The 25,024-nt window shown below is 65.3% G+C and carries 20 protein-coding genes, 3 pseudogenes and 2 riboswitches; of the genes and pseudogenes, 18 read left to right on the top strand and 5 right to left on the bottom strand.

Going from position 1 to position 25,024, the window contains the following annotated elements; genetic code table 11:
- Positions 1–33 precede the first annotated feature (33 nt).
- Together I3K84_RS22510 and I3K84_RS22505 are read right to left on the bottom strand one after the other, a co-directional pair.
- On the bottom strand, positions 34–849 hold the full coding sequence (locus I3K84_RS22510) for a methyl-accepting chemotaxis protein (RefSeq protein WP_370567819.1): 816 nt from the start codon (positions 847–849) through the stop codon (positions 34–36).
- Positions 841–1,605 (bottom strand): annotated as a pseudogene (locus I3K84_RS22505) (MCP four helix bundle domain-containing protein); the annotation flags it as partial. The gene I3K84_RS22510 and the pseudogene I3K84_RS22505, both read right to left, overlap by 9 nt.
- 520 nt (positions 1,606–2,125) lie before the next feature.
- On the opposite strand from I3K84_RS22505, the gene I3K84_RS00955 reads away from it, so the two are divergent.
- From I3K84_RS00955 to I3K84_RS00940, 4 genes are all read left to right on the top strand, one after another.
- Complete coding sequence (locus tag I3K84_RS00955; RefSeq protein WP_196995326.1) at positions 2,126–3,832, top strand: electron transfer flavoprotein-ubiquinone oxidoreductase; 1,707 nt, start codon at positions 2,126–2,128, stop codon at positions 3,830–3,832.
- A gap of 218 nt (positions 3,833–4,050) precedes the next feature.
- Positions 4,051–5,019, top strand: coding sequence for an ABC transporter substrate-binding protein (locus tag I3K84_RS00950; RefSeq protein ID WP_088886817.1), 969 nt, complete (start codon positions 4,051–4,053; stop codon positions 5,017–5,019).
- Between the two features lie 62 nt (positions 5,020–5,081).
- Positions 5,082–6,011 carry an ABC transporter permease gene (locus I3K84_RS00945; protein WP_196995325.1) on the top strand — a complete coding sequence of 310 codons (930 nt, stop codon included), beginning with the start codon at positions 5,082–5,084 and terminating at the stop codon, positions 6,009–6,011.
- A 16-nt stretch (positions 6,012–6,027) separates the two neighbouring features.
- Entirely contained in the window at positions 6,028–6,822 is a 795-nt protein-coding gene (locus I3K84_RS00940; protein ID WP_011805195.1) for an ABC transporter ATP-binding protein, read from the top strand.
- 90 nt (positions 6,823–6,912) lie between these two features.
- Here I3K84_RS00940 and I3K84_RS00935 read toward each other — a convergent pair whose 3' ends face one another.
- On the bottom strand, positions 6,913–8,016 hold the full coding sequence (locus I3K84_RS00935) for an AraC family transcriptional regulator (protein ID WP_231403381.1): 1,104 nt from the start codon (positions 8,014–8,016) through the stop codon (positions 6,913–6,915).
- A 23-nt stretch (positions 8,017–8,039) separates the two neighbouring features.
- Between I3K84_RS00935 and I3K84_RS00930 the strand changes: the two genes are divergently transcribed.
- From I3K84_RS00930 to I3K84_RS00920, 3 genes are all read left to right on the top strand, one after another.
- The gene (locus tag I3K84_RS00930; protein ID WP_196995324.1) at positions 8,040–9,527 is read left to right on the top strand and encodes a TonB-dependent receptor domain-containing protein; all 1,488 of its coding nucleotides are present in this window, start codon (positions 8,040–8,042) and stop codon (positions 9,525–9,527) included.
- Positions 9,528–9,557: 30 nt separating this feature from the next.
- Positions 9,558–10,646 carry an IS5-like element ISDisp1 family transposase gene (locus tag I3K84_RS00925; protein WP_011803559.1) on the top strand — a complete coding sequence of 363 codons (1,089 nt, stop codon included), beginning with the start codon at positions 9,558–9,560 and terminating at the stop codon, positions 10,644–10,646.
- A 161-nt stretch (positions 10,647–10,807) separates the two neighbouring features.
- Positions 10,808–11,371: a TonB-dependent receptor gene (locus I3K84_RS00920; RefSeq protein WP_196995323.1), complete on the top strand. Its 564-nt coding sequence runs from the start codon at positions 10,808–10,810 to the stop codon at positions 11,369–11,371.
- A 22-nt stretch (positions 11,372–11,393) separates the two neighbouring features.
- On the opposite strand, the gene I3K84_RS00915 is transcribed toward I3K84_RS00920, so the two are convergent.
- Complete coding sequence (locus tag I3K84_RS00915) at positions 11,394–11,852, bottom strand: Lrp/AsnC family transcriptional regulator (protein ID WP_041836275.1); 459 nt, start codon at positions 11,850–11,852, stop codon at positions 11,394–11,396.
- A gap of 292 nt (positions 11,853–12,144) precedes the next feature.
- Between I3K84_RS00915 and I3K84_RS00910 the strand changes: the two genes are divergently transcribed.
- The 3 genes and pseudogenes from I3K84_RS00910 to I3K84_RS00900 form a co-directional block, all read left to right on the top strand.
- Positions 12,145–13,116 (top strand): TRAP transporter substrate-binding protein, encoded by a 972-nt coding sequence (locus tag I3K84_RS00910; protein ID WP_123675804.1) that lies wholly within the window; start codon positions 12,145–12,147, stop codon positions 13,114–13,116.
- A gap of 77 nt (positions 13,117–13,193) precedes the next feature.
- Positions 13,194–13,688, top strand: coding sequence for a TRAP transporter small permease (locus I3K84_RS00905; RefSeq protein WP_196995322.1), 495 nt, complete (start codon positions 13,194–13,196; stop codon positions 13,686–13,688).
- A gap of 82 nt (positions 13,689–13,770) precedes the next feature.
- Positions 13,771–14,166 (top strand): annotated as a pseudogene (locus I3K84_RS00900) (TRAP transporter large permease subunit); the annotation flags it as partial.
- Here I3K84_RS00900 and I3K84_RS00895 read toward each other — a convergent pair.
- Positions 14,162–15,280: an IS630 family transposase gene (locus I3K84_RS00895; protein ID WP_231403305.1), complete on the bottom strand. Its 1,119-nt coding sequence runs from the start codon at positions 15,278–15,280 to the stop codon at positions 14,162–14,164. The pseudogene I3K84_RS00900 and the gene I3K84_RS00895 overlap by 5 nt on opposite strands.
- A 34-nt stretch (positions 15,281–15,314) precedes the next feature.
- Here I3K84_RS00895 and I3K84_RS00890 point away from each other — a divergent pair.
- The 8 genes and pseudogenes from I3K84_RS00890 to I3K84_RS00855 all read left to right on the top strand — a co-directional run.
- A pseudogene (locus I3K84_RS00890) lies at positions 15,315–16,214 on the top strand (TRAP transporter large permease); the annotation flags it as partial.
- Between the two features lie 6 nt (positions 16,215–16,220).
- A riboswitch (glycine riboswitch) is annotated at positions 16,221–16,313 on the top strand.
- Between the two features lie 19 nt (positions 16,314–16,332).
- A riboswitch (glycine riboswitch) is annotated at positions 16,333–16,447 on the top strand.
- 44 nt (positions 16,448–16,491) lie between these two features.
- Positions 16,492–17,622: a glycine cleavage system aminomethyltransferase GcvT gene (gene gcvT, locus I3K84_RS00885; RefSeq protein ID WP_011805187.1), complete on the top strand. Its 1,131-nt coding sequence runs from the start codon at positions 16,492–16,494 to the stop codon at positions 17,620–17,622.
- 103 nt (positions 17,623–17,725) lie between these two features.
- Positions 17,726–18,100, top strand: coding sequence for a glycine cleavage system protein GcvH (gene gcvH, locus I3K84_RS00880; protein ID WP_011805186.1), 375 nt, complete (start codon positions 17,726–17,728; stop codon positions 18,098–18,100).
- Positions 18,101–18,168: 68 nt separating this feature from the next.
- Positions 18,169–21,066, top strand: a complete 2,898-nt coding sequence (gcvP, locus tag I3K84_RS00875; RefSeq protein ID WP_196995321.1) for an aminomethyl-transferring glycine dehydrogenase — start codon at positions 18,169–18,171, stop codon at positions 21,064–21,066.
- Between the two features lie 92 nt (positions 21,067–21,158).
- The gene (locus I3K84_RS00870) at positions 21,159–21,455 is read left to right on the top strand and encodes an addiction module antidote protein (protein ID WP_196995320.1); all 297 of its coding nucleotides are present in this window, start codon (positions 21,159–21,161) and stop codon (positions 21,453–21,455) included.
- A 146-nt stretch (positions 21,456–21,601) separates the two neighbouring features.
- Positions 21,602–22,000, top strand: coding sequence for an FKBP-type peptidyl-prolyl cis-trans isomerase (locus I3K84_RS00865; protein ID WP_196995319.1), 399 nt, complete (start codon positions 21,602–21,604; stop codon positions 21,998–22,000).
- A 42-nt stretch (positions 22,001–22,042) separates the two neighbouring features.
- Entirely contained in the window at positions 22,043–24,274 is a 2,232-nt protein-coding gene (locus tag I3K84_RS00860; protein ID WP_196995318.1) for a PAS domain-containing sensor histidine kinase, read from the top strand.
- 1 nt (position 24,275) lies between these two features.
- On the top strand, positions 24,276–24,992 hold the full coding sequence (locus tag I3K84_RS00855) for an RluA family pseudouridine synthase (RefSeq protein ID WP_196995317.1): 717 nt from the start codon (positions 24,276–24,278) through the stop codon (positions 24,990–24,992).
- The last annotated feature ends 32 nt before the right edge of the window (positions 24,993–25,024 follow it).

Genomic DNA, 25,024 nt, shown 5'->3' with positions numbered 1-25,024 from the left:
GGGGCCCGGCGGGGTGTGCGGTGGTATCCAGGATCAGGCCTGCGGTGCCGGCAACGCGACTGCCGAGGAATCAACGCGAAAGACCCCTACGGCCTGGGCCACTTGCGCCGCCTGGCCCTGCAGCGATTGCGTCGCAGCGGTGGCCTCTTCGACGAGCGCGGCATTCTGCTGCGTCGCCTGGTCCATGTGCGCCACCGCGATATTCACCTGCTCGATGCCCGAGCTCTGTTCACGGCTTGCCGCACTGATTTCGCCCACCAGCGCGCTCACCTGGTCAACGCTGCGAATGATGTCCTGGATGGATGTGCCGGCCTTCGCCACGAGTTGGTTACCCGCCTCGACGGTATCGACCGAACGCCCGATCAAGTCCTTGATCTCCTTCGCCGCTTCGGACGAACGGCCGGCCAACGAGCGCACCTCGGAGGCCACCACGGCAAACCCCCGCCCTTGCTCGCCGGCCCGTGCCGCTTCGACCGCCGCGTTGAGCGCAAGGATGTTGGTCTGGAAGGCAATGGAGTCGATCACGCCAATGATGTCCACGATCTTGCGCGACGACGCGTCGATGGCGCGCATGGTCTGCATCACATCGTCCATCACCTGGCCGCCCTGCTGGGCCTGCTCTGCCGCCGTGCGCGCCAGTTGGTTGGCTTGATGGGCGTTGTCGGCGTTCTGACGCACCGTCGACGTCAGCTCTTCCAGGGAAGCTGCCGTTTCCTCCAGCGAACTGGCTTGCTGTTCCGTGCGCCGGGACAGGTCCAGGTTGCCTGCGGCAATCTCTGCCGACGCGCCCGCGATGCTGTCGGCGCCCTGGCGCACTTCGCCCACGATGGTACGCAAACGGTCGGTCATGGCTTGCAGCGCTTGCAACAGCTGGGCACCTTCGTCCCGGCCGCTGGAGTGCACGGCATGCGTGAGGTCTCCTGCGGCGACCACCTGCGTTGCTTGGACAGCGCGGGCCAACGGCGCGGTGATGCTGTGGGTAAGAATCCAGGCCACACCGATGCCCGCCACCAGGACCACCAGCCCGATGCCGCCCATCAGCCAGGAGCTTGCGGTAGCGCTGCTGTCGATGTCTTGCCCGGTGCGATCGATACTGGCCCGCTGGAAGTCGCGCAGCGCCGCCAGGCTTTCCAGATAGCCACGGGAGGCAGGAACGAACTGGCGCTCGAACAAGGTGGTCACCTGCTCTGCCTGCCCGCCCTTCTTGGCGGCGATGATGGCGTCACGGGCCTGGATGTATGCCTGACGGTGTCCGCTGAGAGTGTCAAAGAGGGCTTGCTCTTCGCTGCCGGAAATGAGCTTGACGAACTGGGCCTGCCGTTCGTTGGTTTCCTTGCTCGACGCGGCGTTTTCTGCAGCGAACAACTCCGTCAGCGAGTCGTCGCTGCTGCGCGCGACAGCAGTGGCACGCTGGATGCTGGCGCGAATCACTCCGTACCAGTCGGTCACCAGCCGTTCCTTCTGGAGCGGCACGGAGAGGATTTGCCGCGTGCTCCCGGCCACTCCCTGCAACTGCCACACCCCCACTGTGAGCATGAGCACCGCAAACAGGATGAGCAGGCCAAACCCAGCCGTCAGGCGGGTGCCGACACGAAAGTTTTCCATGTGTACCTCGGAACGTGAACGGCTGACTTACCGTCCGTGAAGCAAGCACGAGAAGGAAAAACCGCCAAATGTAAATAAGTGTGACTTTATTTGGAAGTGGCTGGTAACAAGCATCTCCCGCAGAATGCCCCTGCTCGAGCTAAGTGTTTACCCTAGTGTCCAGTCCAATTTTCGCCAGGTTGCCACACCACAGCGCTGGCCGTCGCGGTCCCAGACTCGGGTTTTGCCGTGGCCTTCACTTTCACATAACGAAAGTGCTGCCAAATTACGGAATGCGGGATTCGAAAAAGCGGGCATCGCTTGCCGTTTTTCAGTTCGCTCCCCCAGAAAGCGAAGGTACGCGAACGCCCCGTTTGCGCTTGTGCACTGCACAAAATGAAGTGTCTGGACGGCATCGCGAGAAGTGAACGACCGTGCGATTCCTGTGCGACGGCCTGAATACAATCGGTCACCACACAGGGCCATCGCTCCCCAGGCCGGCACCCTGCCTTTTTCCACTATCGAAGCAGAAGAGACACCCATGACGAACGACGAAATTCTGAGCACCTACGGTCCCCGGGAAGCCATGGAATATGACGTGGTGATCGTCGGCTGCGGCCCCGGCGGGCTTGCCACCGCCATCCGCCTGAAGCAACTGGCGGCCGAGAAGGGCCAGGACGTTTCTGTCGTCGTGCTCGAAAAAGGCTCCGAGCCGGGCGCGCACATCCTGTCCGGCGCCATCATGGACCCGAAGGCATTGACCGAACTGATCCCCGACTGGAAGGCCAAGGGCGCGCCGCTGAACCAGCCCGTGACCGACGACGCCATGGTGTTCCTGGGCGAGAAGTCCTCCCTGCGCACGCCCAATTTCCTGCTGCCTCAGTGCTTTCAGAACCACGGCAATTACATCGTCAGCCTGGGCAACGTGGTGCGCTGGCTGGCCGAACAGGCGGAAGGACTGGGCGTGGAGATTTTCCCCGGCTTTGCCGCCGCTGAAGTGCTCTACAACGAAGACGGCTCCGTCAAGGGCGTGGCCACTGGCAACATGGGGGTGGGCAAGGACGGCAAGCCCACGAGCGAATTCCAGCTGGGCATGGAATTGCATGCCAAGTACACCATCTTTGCCGAGGGTGCGCGTGGTCACCTGGGCAAGCAGATCATCGCCCGCTACAAGCTGGATGCGGAGAGCGACCCCCAGACCTACGGCATCGGCATCAAGGAGTTGTGGGAGATCGACCCCCAGCGCCACCAGCCCGGCTTCGTGCTGCACACCGCCGGCTGGCCCATGGACAACAGCACCTACGGTGGCGCCTTCCTCTACCACCTGGAGGACAACAAGGTCACGCTGGGCTTCATCACCGGCCTGGACTACAGCAACCCCTACCTGAGCCCGTTCGAGGAATTCCAGCGCTGGAAGACCCACCCCAACATCCGCTGGTACCTGGAGGGCGACGAGGCCAGGGGCATCAAGCCCGCCAAGCGCCTGGGCTACGGCGCACGCGCCATCACGGCCGGCGGCCTGATGAGCCTGCCCAAGTTCGTCTTCCCGGGCGGCGCGCTGGTGGGCTGCGAGGCGGGCTTCCTGAACGTGAGTCGCATCAAGGGCAGCCATGCCGCCATCAAGACCGGCATGCTGGCCGCAGAGGCGGCATATGACGCCATTCAAAGCGGTCGCCAGCACGATGAGCTCTCTGCCTATCCCAAGGCCTTCGAGGGCAGCTGGCTCTACACCGAACTGAACAAGGCACGCAACTTCAAGGCCTGGTTCAAGAAGGGCCTGGTCACGGCCACGGTGATGAACGGCATCGAGCAGTTCGTGCTCAAGGGCCACATTCCATGGACGCTGCACCGCGACAAGCCTGACCACGCTTACCTGAAGCCCGCGGCCGAGTGCAAGCCCATCGTGTATCCCAAGCCGGACGGCAAGCTGACCTTCGACCGCCTGTCCAGCGTGTTCATCAGCAACACCAACCACGCCGAGGACCAGCCCGCGCATCTGACGCTCAAGGACGCCAGCGTGCCGGTGAATGTGAACCTGGCCAAGTACGCCGGCCCCGAGGCGCGCTACTGCCCGGCCGGCGTGTATGAGTTCGTGCCGGACGAAGCCAAGGGCGGCAGCGCACAACGCCTGCAGATCAACGCCCAGAACTGCGTGCACTGCAAGACCTGCGACATCAAGGACCCGACGCAGAACATCGTCTGGGTCACGCCGGAAGGCGGCGGTGGTCCGAACTATTCGGGCATGTAACCAAGGGGCTGCTGCGCAATGCTATATTTTTAATAGCTGTTAGCGCTTGACTGAAAAGCCGTAGAGGCACTTTTGACCCCAAAATGCTGCAGCGCCCGTTCCGTCCACGGACGGCAGGCAAACGGTAGACTCCCCACAAGGCCGCGCGTGGTTCCTGCGCCGGCCTGGTACTACAAACACAGGAAAACACCGCACGTTCAATTGGAGAGTGAACCGTTATGAAGAGTTTGTCTTGGGCGCCCCTGGGCGCTATCGCCCTGGCCGCAGCCGCCCTCGCGCCCGTGGCGCATGCGCAGCAAAAGTCCGTTGCCGTGACCGCCATCGTGGAGCACCCCGCCCTGGACTCGATCCGCGACGGCGTGAAGGCCCAGTTGCAGGCTGCCGGCTTTGAAGAGGGCAAAAACCTCAAGTGGCAATACCAGAGCGCCCAGGGCAACACGGGCACCGCCGCGCAGATCGCGCGCAAGTTCGTGGGTGACAAGCCTGACGCCATCGTCGCCATCGCCACGCCCTCTGCCCAGGCCGTAGTGGCTGCCACCAAGACCGTGCCTGTGGTGTTCTCTGCCGTGACGGATCCCGTGGCCGCCAAGCTGGTGAAGAACTGGGAACCCTCCAAGACCAACGTGACCGGCGTATCCGACATGCTGGCGCTGGACAAGCAGATGGACCTGGTCAAGCAGGTCGTGCCCGGCGCCAAGCGCGTGGGCATGGTCTACAACCCGGGCGAGGCCAACTCCGTCGTCGTGGTCAAGGAACTCAAGCAACTGTTGCCCAAGATGGGCATGACGCTGGTGGAGGCTTCTGCCCCGCGCTCGGTGGATGTGAGCAGCGCCGCGCGCAGCCTGGTGGGCAAGGTGGACGTGATCTACACCAACACCGACAACAACGTCGTCTCGGCCTACGAGTCGCTGGTGAAGGTCGGCCAGGAGGCCAAGGTGCCGCTGGTGGCATCCGACACCGACAGCGTCAAGCGCGGCGCCATCGCCGCCCTGGGCATCAACTACCGCGACCTGGGCGAACAGACCGGCCGCATGGTGGTGCGCCTGCTCAAGGGCGAAAAGCCGGGCGACATCAAGCCCGAAGTCAGCACCAAGATGGAACTGTTCGTGAACCCCGGCGCCGCCGAGAAGCAGGGCGTGAAGCTCTCCGACGCGCTGGTGAAATCCGCCACGCAAGTGGTCCAATAAACCTTCGCGCCAAGGCCGGGCCGCCGCGGCAGCCCGGGCCACTGGCACCCCACGCAGGAGCCATGGCGCCATGGCTCCTGCTTTGTTTTCTATCCGCCACTGTCCATGTCACTCTTTCCCTGCTGGGTGCCGTCGAGATCGGCCTGATCTTCAGCCTGGTCGCGCTGGGCGTCTTCATCTCGTTCCGGCTGCTGCGCTTTCCCGACCTGACGGTGGACGGCAGCTTCCCGCTGGGCGGCGCGGTCTGCGCCATCCTCATTTCCACCGGCCATAACCCCTACGTGGCCACGGTGGCCGCCACCGCTGCAGGGGCTGTTGCCGGCCTGGTCACGGGCTGGCTGAACGTGCGCCTGAAGATCATGGACCTGCTGGCGTCCATTCTGATGATGATCGCGCTGTACTCCATCAACCTGCGCATCATGGGCGGCCCCAACGTGCCGCTGATCAACGACGAGACGCTGTTCACCTTGCTCCAGCCGCCGGGCCTGGACGACTATTGGTCGCGCCCGATGATCCTGCTGGTGATCGTGATCGCGGCCAAGCTGTTCATGGACTGGTTCTTCGCCACCGAGCGCGGCCTGGCCATCCGAGCCACCGGCTCCAACGCGCGCATGGCCCGCGCGCAGGGCATCAACACCGGCGCCATGGTGCTGCTGGGCATGGCCGTATCCAACGCGCTGGTGGCACTGGCGGGCGCGCTGTTCGCGCAGACGCAGGGCGGCTCGGACATTTCCATGGGCATCGGCACCATCGTCATCGGCCTGGCCGCCGTGATCGTGGGCGAGAGCATCCTGCCCTCGCGCCGCCTGGTGCTGGCCACGCTGGCCGTGATCATCGGCGCCATCGTGTACCGCTTTTTTATCGCGCTGGCGCTCAACAGCGACTTCATCGGCCTGAAGGCCCAGGACCTCAACCTGGTGACCGCCGTGCTCGTGACCATTGCGCTCGTCATCCCGCAGCTCAAGCGCAAGCTGGCCGCACGCGGCCGCTGAAAGGAAGGCTCTCCCCATGCTGAGCGCACAAGACCTCTTCATCACCTTCAACCCCGGCACGCCCATCGAAACGCGCGCGCTGCGCGGCATGTCGCTGGACATCCCGGCGGGCCAGTTCGTCACCGTCATCGGCTCCAACGGGGCAGGCAAATCTACCTTCCTGAATGCCATCTCGGGCGACCTGTCGGTGGACACCGGCCGTATCGCCATCGACAACCAGGACGTGACGCGCCAGCCCGTGTGGGAGCGCGCCCGCCGCGTGGCGCGCGTGTTCCAGGACCCTATGGCCGGCACCTGCGAAGACCTCACCATCGAGGAGAACATGGCCCTGGCCCAGCAGCGCGGCACGCGTCGCGGCCTGCGCGGCGCCGTCAAGCAGTCTGAACGCGCCATGTTCCGCGAACGCCTGGCCACGCTGGGCCTGGGCCTGGAGAACCGCCTCACCGACCGCATCGGTCTGCTGTCGGGCGGCCAGCGCCAGGCCGTGAGCCTGCTCATGGCGGCGTTGCAGCCCTCGCGCATCCTGCTGCTGGACGAGCACACCGCCGCGCTGGACCCACGCACGGCCGATTTCGTGCTGCAGCTCACGGCCCGCATCGTGGCCGAGAACCAGCTCACCACCATGATGGTCACGCACAGCATGCGCCAGGCGCTGGACGTAGGCCAGCGCACCGTCATGCTGCACCAGGGGCAGGTGGTGCTGGACGTCTCGGGCGACGAACGCGCGCGTATGGACGTGCCCGACCTGCTGCAGATGTTCGAGAAGGTGCGCGGCGAGAAGCTGGCCGACGACGCGCTGCTGCTCGGCTGATGCTTCTCTATTAATAGCTGCTAGCGCTTTTCAGGAAAGCGCTAGAGGGCAATTTCGCTTCAAATACGGGAAGCGTGCGCCGCGCGGTAGTCAGCGCTTCGCGCGGAGATTTTTGGGCGAAAAGCCGTAGAGCCTGCGAAAGGCGGTGGAGAAATTCGCAGGGCTGCGATAGCCCGCCAAGTCCGCCGCCTGCGCCACGGTGATGCCCTGTGCCGTGATGGCATCGGCCGCCCTGCGCAAGCGGCCTTCGCGCAAGTGTTCGAAGATGGGCTTGCCGAATGCCTGGCGGAACTGCGTTTGCAGGGTGCTGGCGTTGCAGCCCATGTGCCGCGCGATTGCGCCCATGGTGAGGGAGTCAGCGGCGCCGCTGTCGAGCCAGTCGCGCAGATGGCATGCCCTCTGGTACGCGGTTGGCCGCAATCCGGCTGCCTCGCATGCGGCGGCGGAATTGGCGGGCGCGACCCACTGCGCCAGCGCCTCGATGACCAGTTCGAGCGTAAGGCACTCCTGCTGCAGCCCCCTGAGCGGCCCGTACTGCACCTGGCCCTCTGCCAACAACTGCTCGGCAACGCACACCGCCCTGGGCGAAGGCGCCCACGCCGTCATGGTCAGGTGGGGCAGCGCATTCAGGTGGCCCAGCCCCGCCTTGTCCAGCCAGTGCGGCGCCAGCGTGAGAACCAGCATGCGCTCGCGCGACGGCGCGCGGCAGCGGTGCTCGTACGGCGCCGGCCCGCGCAGTGCCACCACCGCCGCCCGGGCACCCCCGCCTGGGGGCACCTCCACCGGCAGGACCAGGGGGCCGATGCGCAGCCTGCCGCCGCCCTGCAGCTTGAGCACGATCTTGATCCCGCTCTTGGTCAGCGGGAAGCGGCTGGTCAAGCCACGCAGGTACGCGATGTCCGTGCGGTGCAGGAAGAACCCGTCGCGCAGTTCGGCCAGGGACAGCGTGCCGTTGAACACGGAACCGCCGACGGCCTGCTCGGGCCCGCTCAAAGCCCCACCGTGCGCCAGACGGTCCAGCAGCAGGGCCGTCATTTCCCCCGCCTGGGGCTCGGCCTGCCGGCGATTCACGATCGAGGCAAAGGTTTTTGTCGCGGCAAACATATTCCCTGTCAGCGCAAAAGAAGAAGAACGGAGCTGTCCCGATACTACACGCCAGTTGATAACCATTCTCAATTTCAGCGGTCTCGCCATACCTACCAGGCGCTCCCTCTTCCATGTTCGTGAAACACCCTTGCCCCCACCCCTTGCTTCTAGCCCTGCCCGGCCTGTTCTCGGCCTCTCTCGCGCTGGCGCAGGAGCCCACACTCGCCACTGTCAGCGTGCAGGAAAAACTCGTGTCCGACGTGACCACCACCGTCACCAGCGAAGCTGTGCAGACCCACGCGGCGCGCAGCCTGGGTGAGATGCTGCGCGACGAGCCCGCCGTGTCGGTGGGTGGCGGTGCGGCCATCGCACAAAAACTCTACATCCGGGGCGTGGAGGATTCCATGCTCAACACCACGCTGGACGGCGCGGCGCAGAGCGGCCGGGCGTTCCACCACCAGTCCCGCCTGCTGATCGACCCGGAACTCATCCACAGCGTGGAGATTGACCGCGGAGCCACACCCGCGAGTGCCGGGCCGGGGGCCCTGGCAGGCTCCATCCGCATGACCACCAAGGATGGCCGGCAGCTTCTGCGCGACGGCCAGACCTTTGGCGCCAGCGTGCGCGGCGGCGTGGCATCCAACGACGGGCACCGCTGGGGCGCGGCGCTGTACGGCCTGGCGGGCGAGAGCGTGGACTTTCTGGTGTCCGCCAACCGTGACGACAACGATGATTACCAGGCGGGCGACGGCATCCGGCAGACGCACAGCGGCTCCAAGCAAAGCAGCGGGCTGGGCAAGCTCAACTGGCGCATCGCCGCCGGCCACCGCCTCACGCTGGGCTATCAGGCCGTGCAGGACGAGGGTTCGCGCTACCTGCGCCCCAACTTCTGGCAGGGCCAGGGAAATTCGCTCATGCCCCAGAAGACCACGCGTGACACGCTCACCGTCACCTACCGCTATGACGGCACGCGCACCCTTCCGGCCATGGAGTTAGGACTGTTCTCCGACACGATGAAGGTCACGCGCATCACGACGGCCGCGCAGCCGCAGTTCAACAAGCCGCTGGGTCATCAGTTCGGCGAAGAGATCGCCTCCAGCGGGCTGAACCTGAAAGCCGCCACCCGCGTGGCGGACGCCACCGTGCGCTACGGACTGAACATCCATCGCTTCGAGATGAACGCCGTCCATGCCCGCCCGCCCGCCGCATCCACCAGCAACGGGCGCGAAGAAAGCAGCGTGAAGGGACTGTTCGCCGAAGGCAGCGTCCCACTGGGCGACCAGTTCCTCCTGGGGGCGGGCGCGCGCTACGACTGGTACGGCTACACCGACAACCACGCGCAGCGTATCTCCAGCCGCGGCTTGAGCCCCAACATGTCTCTGACCTGGATGGCGACCGACGCGCTGAGCGTGCGCGCGTCCGCAGGCACCGCCCTGCGCGGCGCGGGACTCAAGGAGGCGTTCTATGTGGACAACACCCGCTGGCGGAACGACCCCGGACTGCAGCCAGAAAAGGCCCGCAACGTCGAGCTGGGCGTGAACTACAACGAGGGCCCGTGGAGCGCTAACAGGCCGTTGAAAAATCCCCCGCCGACGCCCGCGTTGGCCGCTACGATCTGAAGCCATCGGTGAACGACCCAGACGAGGACGATGAGAGGCAGTCAAGATTTCCAGGGGGCGATGTTCAGCTACATCAGCCTTGAAGAGCGCGTGCCGCAGGCACACCCGCTGCGCAAGTTGCGCGCGGTGGTTGATGCGCTGCTGGCAACCATGAACCGCGAGTTCGAAGCGGTGTACGCCCGCCGTGGCCGCCCATCGGTGCCACCGGAGATGCTGCTCAAGGCCTTGCTGCTGCAGATCCTGTTCTCCATCCGCAGCGAGCGCCAGTTGGTCGAAGCGATCAACTACAACCTGCTGTACCGCTGGTTCGTGGGCCTGAACATCGAAGACAAGGTCTGGGACCACTCCACTTTCAGCGCCAACCGCGAACGTCTGTTCAACGAAGACCTCGCCCGCGCCTTCTTCGAGCGCGTCAAGCTCAGTGCCCAGTGGGGCAAGCTCGCCAGCGACGAGCACTTCAGCGTGGACGGCACGCTCATTGACGCCTGGGCCTCGCACAAGAGCTTCAAGCGCAAAGACGACGACAGCGGCACGCCGCCTGGGCGCAACCCCGAGGTGGACTTCAAGGGGCAGGAGCGCTGCAACGACACCCACGAGAGCACCACGGACGCCGATGCCCGGCTGTTCAAGAAGAGCCAGGGCGACAAATCCCGCCTGTGCCACATGGGGCACATCCTCATGGAGAACCGCAACGGGCTGATCGTGGATGTCGAGATCACCCACGCCAGCGGCACGGCCGAGCGCGAGGCGGCGCTGGCCATGTTGGAGCGTCGGGGCAACAGGAACAAACGGGCCACGGTCGGTGCCGACAAGGGCTACGACAGCAAGGCCTTCATCAAAGGCTGCAGAAAGCTCAAAGTCACGCCCCACGTGGCGGCCAAGGACAAACACTCGGCGGTGGATGCGCGAGTGACACGGCACGAGGGCTACAAGACCAGCCTGAAGGTGCGCAAGCGCATCGAAGAGGCCTTTGGCTGGATCAAGACCGTCGGTGGTCTGGCAAAGACCAAGCTGATCGGTCAGGCCAAGCTCACGGGCCAGGCGCTGCTGTGCTTTGCCACCTACAACCTTGTGCGAATGGGCAGCATCGGCGGCTGGTGGGACGCGCATCATGCGTGAGCCCAGGGATACGTGCGCCCGAAATGGGCGGGAGGGCCTGCAAACCGGCCAGATGGGCCGTTGCAATCGCTGCGCAGACGCGTCTGGGCAGCTCGTGTCTTCGCACTCAGCGTCCCTGATGCGTTCGAAAAGCACTTTTTCAACGGCCTGCTAAAGCCACCGTGTTCCGCCAGCAGATCCGCAACTTCATCTCCACCACCACCGGCGCAACCTGGGCCGTGGCCAACGTAGGTACGATGAAGTCCTCAGGCTACGAGGTCGGTGTGGCATGGAATCGCAGCGTGTGGCGCAGCGGTCTTGCTGTGGCCAGCGCCAAGCCCCAGCTCAATGGCTACGACCTGGGCGATGAAGCCTACGGGCTGGGCGTGTCCACGGGCCGCAGCTGGAACCTGAACCTGGGCTACCGCATCCCCGCGTGGAACCTGGACCTGGAATGGTTCGGGCGCTTCGTGGAGTCCAAGACCTCCACCGAATACCTGATCTCCGAAGGCCGCACCGCCACCAAGCGCAAGCCCGGCTTCGGCGTGCACGACATCTACGTCAACTGGCAGCCCTACGGCAACGACCGCGTGCGCGTGACCTTCGGCGCGCGCAACCTGCTCAACAAGTTCTACTACGACCAGGGTAGCTACGCCTACTACGTGAGTACCGCTGGCGCCATCAGTGGCCGGGGCTTCGCCGAGCCGGGCCGCAACGTACGCCTGGACGTGACGTGGAAGTTCTGACGGCCAATCGCCGCGAGAAGTGTTAACCCGGGAACAGGGGCAGGTCCGCCTTCTTGAGCGTGCGCAACACGAAGCTCGAGCGGCTGTGGCGTATACCCTTGATCCTGTAAAGCTTCTCGCGCAGCAGGCGCTCGTAGTCGCGCGTGTCTTTGACCACCACGCGCAGCAGGTAATCGTAGTCGCCAGAGACCAGGTGCGCCTCCACCACTTCCGGGATACTGGCAAGCATCTCGCCGAACTTTTCCAGCGTGTTGTCCGAATGGCTGTCCAGCGTCACCTGCACCAGCACCGTGTCGCCCAGGTCCAGCGCCAGCGGGTTCAGGCGCACGGTATAGCCTTCGATCACGCCGGCCTCCTCCATCTTCTTGATGCGGCCCCAGCACGGCGAGGGGCTCAGGCCGACGGCGGCGCCGATCTCTTGCAGGCTGGCGCGTGCATTGCCTTGCAGGACGGAGAGAATTTTTCTGTCTAGGCGATCCATGTGCTGCATTATTCGTTAAACCTAGATACTGCAGAAAATTTTTCTTCAATGTAGGTTTTTATAGAGAAATTCAGCAAATTCATCCACAACCCGCGGCGCATACTTCTTCTCCATCAAGGCGCTCTTACCGGAGCGCACGACATTGACGAGACCCCGCCCGGTTACCGCTGGGCGGGGACTTGGCAAGACGGGCCAAGGCGGCCTTCTCAAGTCCCCGCGCAAACCCCTATGACCTGCGTCATGTTGCATTGCCATAATTTTCGGCAGCACCCGCAGATTCACAGGAGACAACATGCAGCTGACCAAACTTGCGCTGGGCCTGGGCTTGGCACTGGGCATGGCCGCAACGGCCTTGGCACAAACCACAATGCGCATCAGCATCTCGACGGCACAGAACTCCCACCAGGGCGTCGCCATCGACACGTTTGCCAAGGAGGTCGAAAAGCGTACCGGCGGGCGCTACAAGGTGCAGACCTTCTACAACGGCGCGCTGGGCGGCGAGCGCGAATCCATCGAGGCGGTGCAGTTGGGCACGCAGGAGTTGGCCTTCAGCTCCACCGGTCCGGTGCCCAACTTCGTGCCCGAGACCAAGATCCTGGACGTGCCCTTCCTGTTCCGTGACAAGGCCCACGCCCGCGCCGTGCTCGACGGCCCGATCGGCCAGGACCTGCTGACCAAGTTCGATGCCAAGGGCTTCAAGGCGCTGGCCTGGGCGGAGAATGGCTTTCGCCACATGACCAACAGCAAGCGCGACGTGAAGACGCCCGAGGACTTGAAGGGCCTGAAGATGCGCACCATGGAGAACCCGGTGCACATCGCCGCATACAAGGGTTTCGGCATCATCACCACGCCCATGGCCTTCCCCGAAGTGTTCACTGCCCTGCAACAAGGCACGGTGGACGGCCAGGAAAACCCCCTGCCCGTCATCATCTCGGCCAAGTTCGACCAGGTACAAAAGCACCTCTCGCTGACGGGTCACGTGTACTCGCCCTGCCTCTTCGTGATGAACAAGGCGGTGTTCGACAAGCTCTCCCCTGCGGACAAGCAGGCCTTCATCGACGCCGCCAAGGAGGGCACCAAGGCCAACCGCGCCCGCGTGGACGAGGACGACGCCAAGGGCGTGGCCGACCTGCGCGCCAAGGGCATGACGGTGATCGACGATCTGGACAAGTCCAAGTTTGTCGCCGCGCTCGCGCCCGTGAACGCGCAGTTCGAGAAAGAGTTCGGCAAGGCCAACCTCGACAAGATCCGCAACTACAAGTGACGCTCACTTTTCAGTAGCTGCTACCGCCCGTGGATCATGCGCCACGGGCGTTTTTATTCATATTTTCGTGAGTGCGCATGAAAACCTTCTTCCTCTCCTGCGAGCGCTGGAGCACCGCCGTCGCCATGTGGGGCGCCTGCGCCATGCTGGCGCTGGCCTCGGCGCTCGGCGTGTTCCAGATCCTGATGCGTTTCGTTTTCGAAGAGCCGGCCGAGTGGACCGAGGTGCTGATCCGCTTCAGCCTGATCTGGATGGTGTTTCTGGCGATTCCCATGGCATTCCGGCAGGGCGCCATGGTCAGCGTCGACGTGCTCTACCGCTGGAGCCCGCGCCCGCTGCGCCGTGTGCTGGACTGGGTGGTGTGCCTGGCAGCGCTGGCGCTCATGGCCGTGATCATCTGGTGGGGGTGGGACTACGCGCGCCGCGGCGGCGTGCAGTCGATGGCAGGGCTGGAGTCGGTTTCGATGTTCTGGGCCTATCTGGCCATGCCCGTGGGTGGGCTGTTCAGCATCCTCGGCATCGTGGGCAATCTGATCGACCCGCAGCGCCATGAACTGGAGACTGCCCAATGAGCGCCGCGCAGAGCCGCCTCAAGCAAGCGAGCGACCCCCTCGGGGGGCCGCGGGTACATGAAATGACGCGCGTGGGGGCCCTATGACCACTGTCATGATCTCCACCATGGTGCTGTGCTTCGCGCTCACCATCTCCGTGGCCGTCTCCATCGGGCTGGCCTCCATCCTGGGCATCCAGGTGGCGAACGCCAACATGCTGATCTCCGTGAAGGAGATGTTCGCCTCCATCAACAAGTTTCCGCTCGCAGCCATTCCGTTCTTCATCCTGGCGGGCAACCTCATGGAGACCGGCGGCATCTCGCGACGGCTCGTGGAGTTTGCCAAGAGCATCGTGGGCGGCGTGCAGGGCGGCCTGCCCATGACCTGCGTGCTCACCTGCATGATCTTCGCGGCCGTCTCAGGGTCATCGGTGGCGACCACGTTCGCCATCGGCGCCATCCTGATTCCTGCGCTCATCAAGCATGGCTACCCCACTAGTGTAGTGTTGCATTCTGTTTGGAACTTAATCGGCTATTGGCGCGGATGACCTTTTGCAGGATGTCGCGAGCGTTCTTGGTCCAGATGAACGGCTTGGGGTTGGTGTTGTGATGCGCGATGTACTCATCGATGGCCGAGACGAGTTCGGGCACGCTGGTGAACACCCCGCGGCGTAGCCGGTTCTCGGAGATGTCGCGAAAGAAGCGCTCGACCATGTTCAGCCACGATGCCGAGGTCGGCGTGAAGTGCATGTTGAATCTGGGGTGCTTGGCCAGCCACTCCTGCACAGCTGGATGCTTGTGCGTGGCGTAGTTGTCGGCGATCAGATGCAGCGTCTTGTCCTTGGGCGTCTCCCGATTGATTTGACGCAGGAACTTCAGCCACTCGATGTGGGTGTGGCGCTGCTGGCACTGGCCGATGACCTGACCGTTGAGCACGTTGAGCGCAGCGAACAAGGTGGTTGTGCCGTTGCGCTTGTAGTCGTGCGTCATGGTGGCCGCGCGCCCCTTCTTGAGCGGCAGCCCGGGCTGCGTTCGGTCCAGCGCCTGCACCTGGCTCTTTTCGTCGCAGCACAGCACCAGCGCATGCTCGGGCGGCGACATGTAAAGCCCCACGATGTCTTCGAGCTTTTGCACGAACTGCGGATCGCGCGAGACCTTGAAGCCGCGCACGATGTGAGGCTTGAGACCGTGGGCCTGCCAATGGCGCATCACGGTGCTGGCGCTGACGCCCAACTCAGCGGCCATCGTGCGCGTGCTCCAGTGCGTGGCCGCCTCGGGCTTGGTCTGTGTGGTTAGCTTCACAAGCTTGGCCACATCCACCTTCACCGGCGGTGCGCCGCGCGGCAAGTCGCGCTCGATACCTTGCAGCCCCAATTGCAGGTAGCGTTCACGCCAGCGCGCCACCTGCACGCGCCCAATGCCAAGCTGCTCGGCAATATCCTTGTTTTGCAGCCCCTGCGCGGCCAGCAGCACGATCTGGGCGCGCTGGGCCAATCTGACGCTGGTGCGCTTGGAGCGCGCCAGCCGGCTCAGCTCGCTTTCCTCTTCATCCGTCAACACAATCGTCGGGGCAACTCGCAATTTTTCACTCCAATGCAAACCGTAGTAGAGCATTGGAGCGTGGTTGCTCAATTAAGTTTCATTAAGAATCAAACACTACACTAGCTACGCGGCCGCGCTGCAAGCCACCAGTGCCGAGCTGGGTGTGATCATCCCGCCGTCCATCCCCATGATCCTGTACGGTGTGGCGGCCGAGGTGTCGATTGGCGAGCTGTTCATTGCCGGCTTCGGCCCCGGCATCCTGATCAGCGGTGCGCTGATGCTGTTCGTCTGGGTGTATTGCAAGTACAAGGGCTGGGGCAAGCATGACGGCGACGGGCGCATGCCCTTCGGCCGCGCGCTGATGCAGGCGGGCTGGGCACTGCTGATGCCAGTCATCATCCTGGGCGGCATCTACGGCGGCGTGTTCACGCCCACCGAGGCCTCTGCCGTGGCCGTGTTCTACGCGCTGGTGGTGGGCATGCTGATCTACCGCGAGATCCGCGTCGCGGACCTGTTCGCCATCCTGCGCAAGTCGGCCATCTCGTCGGCGGTGATCATGTTCATCATTGCCAATGCGGGCCTGTTTGCCTTCCTCATCACGCGCGCTGGCGTGCCGGACGCCATCGGCCGCTGGCTGCAGGAGGTGCTGCAGTCGCCCGCGCTGTTCCTGCTGGGCGTGAATGCCGCGCTGTTCGTGATCGGCATGTTCATCGAGACCAGCGCCGCCATCATCGTGCTGGCGCCGATCCTGGCGCCGGTGGCCCAGCACTTCGGCGTGGACCCGGTGCACTTCGGGCTGATCATGGTGGTGAACCTGGCGCTCGGCATGATCACGCCACCCTTCGGCGTGAACCTGTTCGCGGCGTGCACGGTGGCGCGCATCTCTCTGGATCGCATCGTCGCCCACCTGCTGCCGTTCGTGGGCGTGGTCCTGCTGTGCCTCCTGGTCATCACCTACGTGCCATCGCTTTCATTGGCCCTGCGTGATCTCGTGTACGCAAAATAGATAGAATCCGTCCCGTCAGGAGAGAGTCCGCGCCCCTCAGGGCCGGGCCGCCGAAGGCGCAGGCAGCAGCCGAACGCTCAGGCAAAAGGACTGGCGACACGCCCGCAGGGATGCGGGTGTTTCCCTTGCTGGAGAGAGGCCGCAGCAGCATGCGGCCCACCGAAGGAGCAAGCCCCGTGACATGCCATGCAGGCGGGGTGAATCTCTCAGGTAAAGCGGACAGCGGGGCAAATCGGCGATCGAGAGATCGCTCCACCATTTGCCTTCGCCCATTGCCATGTCCGCCATGTCCGACCTGCTCACCACTCCCCTCAACGCCCTGCACATCGAACTGGGCGCCCGCATGGTGCCCTTCGCCGGCTACTCCATGCCCGTGCAATACCCCATGGGCCTGATGGCCGAGCACCACCACACGCGCACGGCGGCCGGCCTGTTTGACGTGTCGCACATGGGGCAGCTCAAGCTGGTCGGCCCTGACGCCGCTGCCGCGTTCGAGACGCTGATGCCCGTGGACGTGGTCGACCTGCCCGTGGGCAAGCAGCGCTACGGCCTGCTCCTCAATGACGAGGGCGGCATCATCGACGACCTCATGTTCTTCCGCATGGCGCAGGACGAGCTCTTCGTGATCGTCAACGGCGCCTGCAAGGTGGGCGACATTGCCCACATCCAGGCGCGCATCGGCCAACGCTGCCAGGTGATTCCCATGCCCGACCAGGCCCTGCTCGCGCTGCAGGGCCCACAGGCGGCTGCGGTGCTCGCGCGTCTGGCACCAGGCGTGGACAAACTGGTGTTCATGACCGGCGGGCATTTCGACATCGCCGGGGCGCAGTGCTTCGTGACGCGCAGCGGCTACACCGGCGAGGACGGCTTCGAGATCTCGGTGCCCGCCACGCAGGCCGAGGCCCTGGCGCGCACGCTGCTGGCCCAGCCCGAGGTCAAGCCCATCGGCCTGGGCGCACGCAACTCGCTGCGTTTGGAAGCCGGCTTGTGCCTGTATGGCAACGACATCGACACCACCACCACCCCGCCCGAAGCCGGCCTGAACTGGGCCATCCAGAAGGTGCGCCGTACAGGCGGCGCGCGCGCTGGCGGTTTTCCCGGTGCCGACAAGGTGCTGGCCCAGATCGACAGCCCGGCCACCCTCACGCGCAAGCGCGTGGCCCTGGTGGCGCTGGAGCGCGTGCCCGTGCGTGAGCACACCGAGTTGCAAAACGAGTCGGGCGAGCGCATCGGCGAAGTCACCAGCGGCCTGCTGGCCCCCACTGCCGACAAGCCCATCGCCCTGGCCTACGTAATGCCCGCCCATGCCGCCCCCGGCACCCGTGTGAACGCCATGGTGCGCGGCAAGGCCGTGCCCATGGAAGTGGCTGCCACGCCCTTTGTTCCCACACGCTACTACCGCGGCTGAATTCACCACGGCGAACTGCCACCGCGCCCAGGTCAGCCCGGCTACAGTGCGGGCTGACCACTCTCAAACCTTTTCCTTCCACTTCTTCTTCCCGGAGCCCCCCATGAGCATTCAGTTTTCCAAAGACCATGAATGGATCAACGCAGCCGACCCGGCCGCGGCCGTCGTCGGCATCACCGTCCACGCGCAGGATGCGTTGGGCGATGTGGTGTTCGTGGACCTGCCCGCGGTGGGCACCACCTTTGCCCAGGGCGACGTGGCCGGTGTGGTCGAGTCCGTCAAGGCCGCTGCCGATGTCTACATGCCCGTGTCCGGCGAAATCGTCGAGGTCAACGAGGCCTTGCGCGCCGACCCGTCCCTGGCCAACTCCGACCCGCTGGGCGCCGGCTGGTTCTTCAAGGTCAAGCTCAGCGACGCCGGCCAGCTCGCCGGCCTGATGGACGAAACGGCCTATACCGCCTTCGCCCAGAACGCCTGATGCACCCGCGGCGCCGTGCACACGGCGCCGCCGCACCGCCCCATCGCTCTTGAGACTGGTCCCTCGCCATGCAGATGCCCTCCCCCCTGCCCCTGGCGGCGCTTGAAAACGCCGCTGAATTCCTGCCCCGCCACATTGGCATCGACGCCGCCGACGAAGCACACATGCTGTCGGTGATCGGCGAGGCTTCGCGCCGCGCGCTCATTGATTCCATCGTGCCGCGCTCCATCGCGCGCCAGCGCCCCATGGACCTGCCCGCGCCGGCCACCGAGGCCGCAGCGCTGGCTGAACTCCAGGCCATTGCGTCGAAGAACCGCATTCTCAAGAGCTTCATCGGCCAGGGCTACTACGGCACGCACACGCCGGGCGTCATCCTGCGCAACGTGCTGGAAAACCCTGCCTGGTACACGGCCTACACGCCCTACCAGGCCGAGATCTCCCAGGGCCGCATGGAGGCGCTGCTCAACTTCCAGACCATGGTGTGCGACCTCACGGCCATGCCCATCGCCAACGCCTCCATGCTAGACGAGGCCACCGCTGCCGCCGAGGCCATGACGCTGGCCAAGCGCTCGGTCAAGTCCAAGAGCGACGTCTTCATCGTGGCAGGCGATGCGCACCCGCAGACCATCGAAGTCATCCAGACCCGCGCCGCCCCCATCGGCATCACCGTGGTGGTGGCCAATTCCCAGGAGGAATGGCAGGCGGCCCTGGCCGGCGACTTCTTCGCCGCCCTCATCCAGTACCCTGCCAGCAGCGGCTGGGTGCAGGACTGGCAGGCCGACGTGGACGCCATCCACGCCAAACAGGCCGCCGCCATCTTCGTTACCGACCTGCTGGCGCTCACGCTGCTCAAGGCCCCCGGCGAGTGGGACGCCGACATCGTGGTGGGCTCCACCCAGCGCTTTGGCATGCCCATGGGCGCCGGCGGACCGCACGCCGCCTTCATGGCCTGCCGCGACGAATTCAAGCGCAGCCTGCCCGGCCGCCTGGTGGGCGTGAGCGTGGACGTGCACGGCAAGCCCGCCTACCGCCTGGCGCTGCAAACGCGCGAGCAGCACATCCGCCGCGAGAAGGCCACGAGCAACATCTGCACGGCCCAGGTGCTGCCGGCCGTGATCGCCAGCATGTACGCCGTGTACCACGGCCCCGAGGGCCTCACGCGCATCGCCCGCCGCGTGGCGCGCTTCACCGCCATCCTGAGCCGCGGCCTGGCGCAGCTGGGGTTCACCAGCCGCCACCATGGCTCGGCCTTCGACACACTCAGCCTGCACACCAAGGATGCTACGGATTCAATAGCTGCTCGCGCAGTCCAGATGGGCGCAAACCTGCGAAAAGCCTGGAATGACTACCTGTGCATCTCGCTGGACGAGACCACCACCCGCGCCGACATCGAGCTGCTGTGGAAGATCTTTGCGCAAGACGGCCAGCCGCTGCCCACCATCGAGGCCATGGACGCCGCCGGCGCGCCGGCTTTGTTCCCTGATGCACTGGCGCGCACCAGCGCCTTTTTGACACACCCTGTGTTCAACACCCACCACTCCGAGACCGGCATGCTGCGCTACATCCGCCAGCTGTCCGACAAAGACCTGGCGCTGGACCGCACCATGATCCCGCTGGGCAGCTGCACCATGAAGCTCAACGCCACCAGCGAGATGATCCCCATCACCTGGCCCGAGTTTGCGCAGGTGCACCCCTTTGCCCCCGCTGACCAGTTGCAGGGCTATCGCCTGCTGGACGAACAACTGCGCGCCTGGCTGTGCCAGGCCACGGGCTATGCGGGCGTCAGCCTGCAGCCCAACGCGGGCAGCCAGGGCGAATACGCGGGCCTGCTGGCCATCAAGGCCTACCACGCCGCCCAAGGCAACGCCCACCGCACCATCTGCCTGATCCCCAGCAGCGCCCACGGCACCAACCCCGCCAGCGCGCAAATGGTGGGCATGCAGGTGGTCGTCACCCAATGCGACGACAACGGCAACGTGGACATGGCCGACCTGCAGGCCAAGTGCGAGCAGCACAGCGCCAACCTGGCCTGCGTGATGATTACCTACCCCAGCACGCACGGCGTGTTCGAGACCCAGATCAAAGAGCTGTGCGAGCTGGTGCACCGCCACGGCGGCCGCGTCTATGTGGACGGCGCCAACATGAACGCCCTGGTCGGCGTGGCCGCACCGGGCGAGTTTGGCGGCGACGTAAGCCACCTGAACCTGCACAAAACCTTCTGCATCCCGCACGGCGGCGGCGGCCCCGGCGTGGGCCCCGTGTGCGTGGTGCAAGACTTGGTGCCCTACCTGCCCGGCCATGCCACGGGCGGAAACGCTTCTAAAACAGGAGCAGTCAGCGCAGCCCCGCTGGGCAATGCAGCCGTTTTGCCCATCAGCTGGATGTACATCCGCATGATGGGCGCCCAGGGCCTGCAAGCTGCCACCGAGGCCGCCATCCTGAGCGCCAACTACATCAGCGCCCGCCTGAAAGACCACTACCCCACGCTGTACGCCTCCGCCAACGGCCATGTCGCGCACGAATGCATCCTGGATCTGCGCCAGCTGAAAGACACCAGCGGCGTGATGGCCGAAGACGTGGCCAAGCGCCTGATCGACTACGGCTTCCACGCGCCCACGCTGAGCTTCCCCGTGCCCAACACCCTGATGGTGGAGCCCTCCGAAAGCGAAACGCTGTTCGAGATCGACCGCTTCATCGACGCGATGATCGCCATCCGCGAGGAAATCCGCCAGATCGAAAACGGCACCTGGCCGCAGGACAACAACCCGCTGAAGAACGCGCCGCACACGGCCAAGTGCCTGTTGGGCAATGAATGGACCCGCCCCTACCCGCGCGAAGTAGCCGCCTACCCGCTGCCCGCTCTGCGCCAAAACAAATACTGGAGCCCCGTGGGCCGCGTGGACAACGTGTATGGCGACCGCAACCTGTTTTGCAGTTGTATTCCGGTGGGGGACTGGGAGGCGTAACGAGCGCATGATGCAGCGCCTGAAAGGCGCTGCCCTGTGCAAACATAAGGCCCGATGATGGGCCTTTTTTGCTCTAAATTTGCTTTTGACCCATGACCAAAATTGCCGACCTGAAAACTTTCGACGTTGCTGATTACCTCGACAGCGAAGAAAAAATTGCCGAATACCTGGCCGTGGTGTTGGAAGACAACGACCCCACGCTGCTGGCAGCGGCCTTGGGCGACGTGGCCCGCGCCCGTGGCATGACGCAACTGGCACGCGATACCGGCCTGGCGCGCGAGGCGCTCTACCGCTCCCTTTGCGCCACTGGCAACCCGAGTTATGCCACCATCGTCAAGGTAATGCAGGCGCTGGGTTTGAAACTGGTGCCGCAACCACTGACCCGGTAACGGTGCGTTTCCAACCCCGCAATTCATCAACCCAAAGGCCCGGCAAGTCGATGGGCAAACCGATATTTCAGCAGCCTGTTAGGCCTACCAATCCCCACCCCAAAGGCCCTACCATCGGGCCTTTGTTGTTTCTGCCTACCCACCCCATGCGCCTTCTTTTCTCCCTGCTTGCCTCGCTCGCCCTCGCTCCCGTTGCCCTGGCCCAGACCGCGGCCATCACCACCGCCAGCGGCCTGGTCTATGAATCGCTCAAGGAAGGCACTGGCGCCTCTCCCAAAGCCACCGACACCGTCAAGGTGCACTACCGCGGCACCTTTTTGGATGGCAAGGAGTTCGACAGCTCCTACAAGCGCGGCGAGGCCACCGAGTTTCCGCTCAACCGTGTCATCCCCTGCTGGACCGAAGGCGTGCAGCGCATGAAGCCGGGCGGTAAGGCCAGGCTGACCTGCCCGCCTGCGATTGCCTACGGCGTGCGTGGTGCGGGCGGTGTGATTCCGCCCAACGCGACGTTGAGCTTCGAGATCGAGCTGCTGTCGGTGCGCTAACCCAGCCAAGTTGTCTGCGCTGCCCCAGCCGCATCCGCCGCAATGAGCCACCCCGACCTGTCTTTTCTGATGCGCAGCGAGGCGGCAGCGCCCGACACGCCTCAGCCGCCGTTGCCGCCACCCGGGCTGCCAGAGCGCCGCAGCGCCGAGCGCGCCAGCGGCGATGTGGCCACGCTGATTGCCGAGCTGCGCGCGTCGCAGGCCGAGCTGGAGGCGCAAAACAAGGTGCTGCGCTACAGCCAGGCGGCGGCCGAAAGCGCTTCCGAGCGCTTTGAGGCGCTGTTTTCCAATGTGCCGCTGGCGCTGATGGTGCTGGATGAGCACGACATGGTGGTGCAGGCCAACTCGATGGCGCACCGCTCTTTTCAGCCCCACGAGGATGACCGGCCGCTGACCTCTTTGACGCCCTTCATCAGCCCCGCCCATGTGGACCGCGTGCGCGCCGCGTTTGACGCCGCACGGCAGCAAGGCACGGCCGAGGCCACCGAGGTGGTGTTTTGCGTTGACGCGCAGCGGCTCATCCATGGTGACCTGCACATTGCGCGCATCGAGTCGCACGCCGATGGCGCTGCGCCGGTCACGCAGTTTTTGTGCGCGGTGATCGACCAGGGCCCGCTGCTGGCCGAGCGCCTGGCCCTGCAGCGCAGCGCCCAAGAGCTGCAAGAGCGCAACGCGCAGCTGCACGCCAGCGAGCTGCGGCTGGAGGCGGTGATCAACTCGTCGCTGGACGCCATCATCTGCGTGGATCAGCACGAGCGCATCACCGTCTTCAACCCCACGGCGGCCATGCTGTTCCAGTGCGCCACCCGGGATGCGCTGGGCAGTCCCCTGAGCCGTTTTTTGCCGACTGCGCAGCAGGTCATGGCCTTTGCGCAGCTCACCACCCAGGCCGCGCTGGGCGAGATGACGGCGCGCACCGCTTCCGGCCGCGAGCTGGCGGTAGAAATCAGCGTGTCTTTTGAGCGCCATGCCGACGGTGAGACCACCACCGTCTTTGCCCGCGACCTCACGGCCCGCAAGCGCGAAGAAGCCCGCCGCAGCGTGCTGGAGGGGCAGCTGCGCGAGTCGCACAAGATGCAGGCCGTGGGCACCATGGCCGGCGGCATTGCGCACGACTTCAACAACATCCTGCATGCCATCCTGGGCAATGTCGAGCTGGCAAAGGCCGACTGCCCGCCCGGCTCGCCGGTGCACGAAAGCCTGGTGGAGATCGACAAGGCCGGGCGCCGCGCACGCGATCCGGTGCGCCAGATTCTGACCTTCAGCCGTAACGAGGCGCCCAACCGCACCGCCGTCACTCTGGCTGAGGTGGTGCACGACACCGAGCGGCTGCTGCGCGTCACGCTGCCGCCAGAGATCGAACTATCGGTGCACCTGCCCCCCGGCCTGCCCCCGGTGCTGGCCAATGCCACCCAGGTAGAGCAAGCGCTGCTCAACCTGTGCACCAACGCGGTGCACGCGATTGGCGAGCGGCGCGGCCAGATCCGCGTGGAGGCCCGGCTGGTGCAGCCCGACCAGCACCTGCGCGAAAGCCTGGGCCTGACGGCTGGCGACTATGTGGCACTGCGCGTCAGCGACAACGGGCCCGGTATGGACCCGGCCACACTGCCGCGCATCTTCGAGCCGTTTTTCACCACCAAGCCCGTGGGCCAGGGCACGGGCCTGGGCCTGGCGGTGGTGCATGGCGTGATGCGCACGCATGGCGGCGGTATCGACGTGCGCAGCACGCCGGGGCAAGGCAGCGAGTTCACGCTGTACTTCCCCGCCGCGCCCGACGCCGCAGCCGCGCCCGCCACACCAAAGGCGCAACACGGCGCCGAGACCAAGGCGGCTGCGGCACCCGCCGTGGGCGTGCCGACTGCCCAGGCCGCTGCCCCTTCTGCCGGCGCACCAGCGGGCGGCCGTCAGCGCCATGTGATGTATGTCGATGACGACGAGGCCCTGGTGTTTCTGGTGCAGCGCCTGCTACGGCGCAGGGGCTACCAGGTCAGCGGCTTTACCGACCCGCACAAGGCCACCGATGCGCTGCGCGCCGACCCCGGCAGCTACGACCTGCTGGTGACCGACTACAACATGCCCGGCTATTCGGGCCTGGACCTGGTGCGCGCCGCGCGCGCCATTCGGCACGACCTGCCGGTGGCGCTGGCATCGGGCTACATCACCGCAGAGATCGAGCAGGCTGCGCTGGCCGAAGGCGCCCGCGCGCTGATCCACAAACCCAACGATGTGGAGGAGCTGTGCGCCACCGTGGACCGGCTGGCCAATGAAGGCTGACATGCCTGCAGCACCACCTGTTGAACAAACGCCCGCTGCCCCGCCACTGGCGCCGGGCGCCGTGCCTTGCGTGCACGCCGACGACACGGTGCTGGTGCTGGACAAACCCGCGGGCCTGCTGTGCGTGCCGGGCCGTGGCCCCGACAAGCAAGATTCTTTAAGCACACGGGCCCAGGCGCTGTGGGCTGATGCGCTGATCGTGCACCGGCTGGACCAGCCCACATCAGGCCTGGTGCTGATGGCCCGGGGCGCGCCGGCGCAGCGCGCACTCAGCCATGCCTTTGCGCAGCGGCAGGTGCACAAGCGCTACCAGGCCGTGGTGGCGGGCCTGTTGCCACCGCCCGCCGGTGGTGAGGCACTGGCAGGGGATGGCGTCTGGGGCGAAATCGCCTTGCCCATCGCCGCCGACTGGGAGCGCCGCCCGCTGCGCGTGGTGGATGCCGGCAGCGGCAAGCCCAGCCTCACGCGCTGGCGCGTGCTGACGCACGACACCCTGCAGGGCACCACGCGCCTGGAGCTGGAGCCCGTCACCGGCCGCACCCACCAGCTGCGCGTGCACCTGGCAGCGCTGGGCCATCCCATTTTGGGCGACAGGCTGTACGCCGACGCCGCCACCCAGGCCCGCGCGCCGCGCCTGCTGCTGCACGCCTGCGCGCTGGCGTTTGCGCATCCGCTGCATGGCGGCTGGTGCGCCTACACGTCCGAGCCGCCGTTTTAAGCGCGTGAACCGGTACGAGCCACTGGCCGTTA

Source organism: Diaphorobacter sp. JS3051, from assembly GCF_015832135.1.
In the GTDB taxonomy this organism is placed as follows: Bacteria; Pseudomonadota; Gammaproteobacteria; order Burkholderiales; family Burkholderiaceae_C; genus Diaphorobacter; species Diaphorobacter nitroreducens.
The sequence above is the reverse complement of the archived record's forward strand: the minus strand, read 5'-3'. Positions and strand labels throughout refer to the sequence as shown.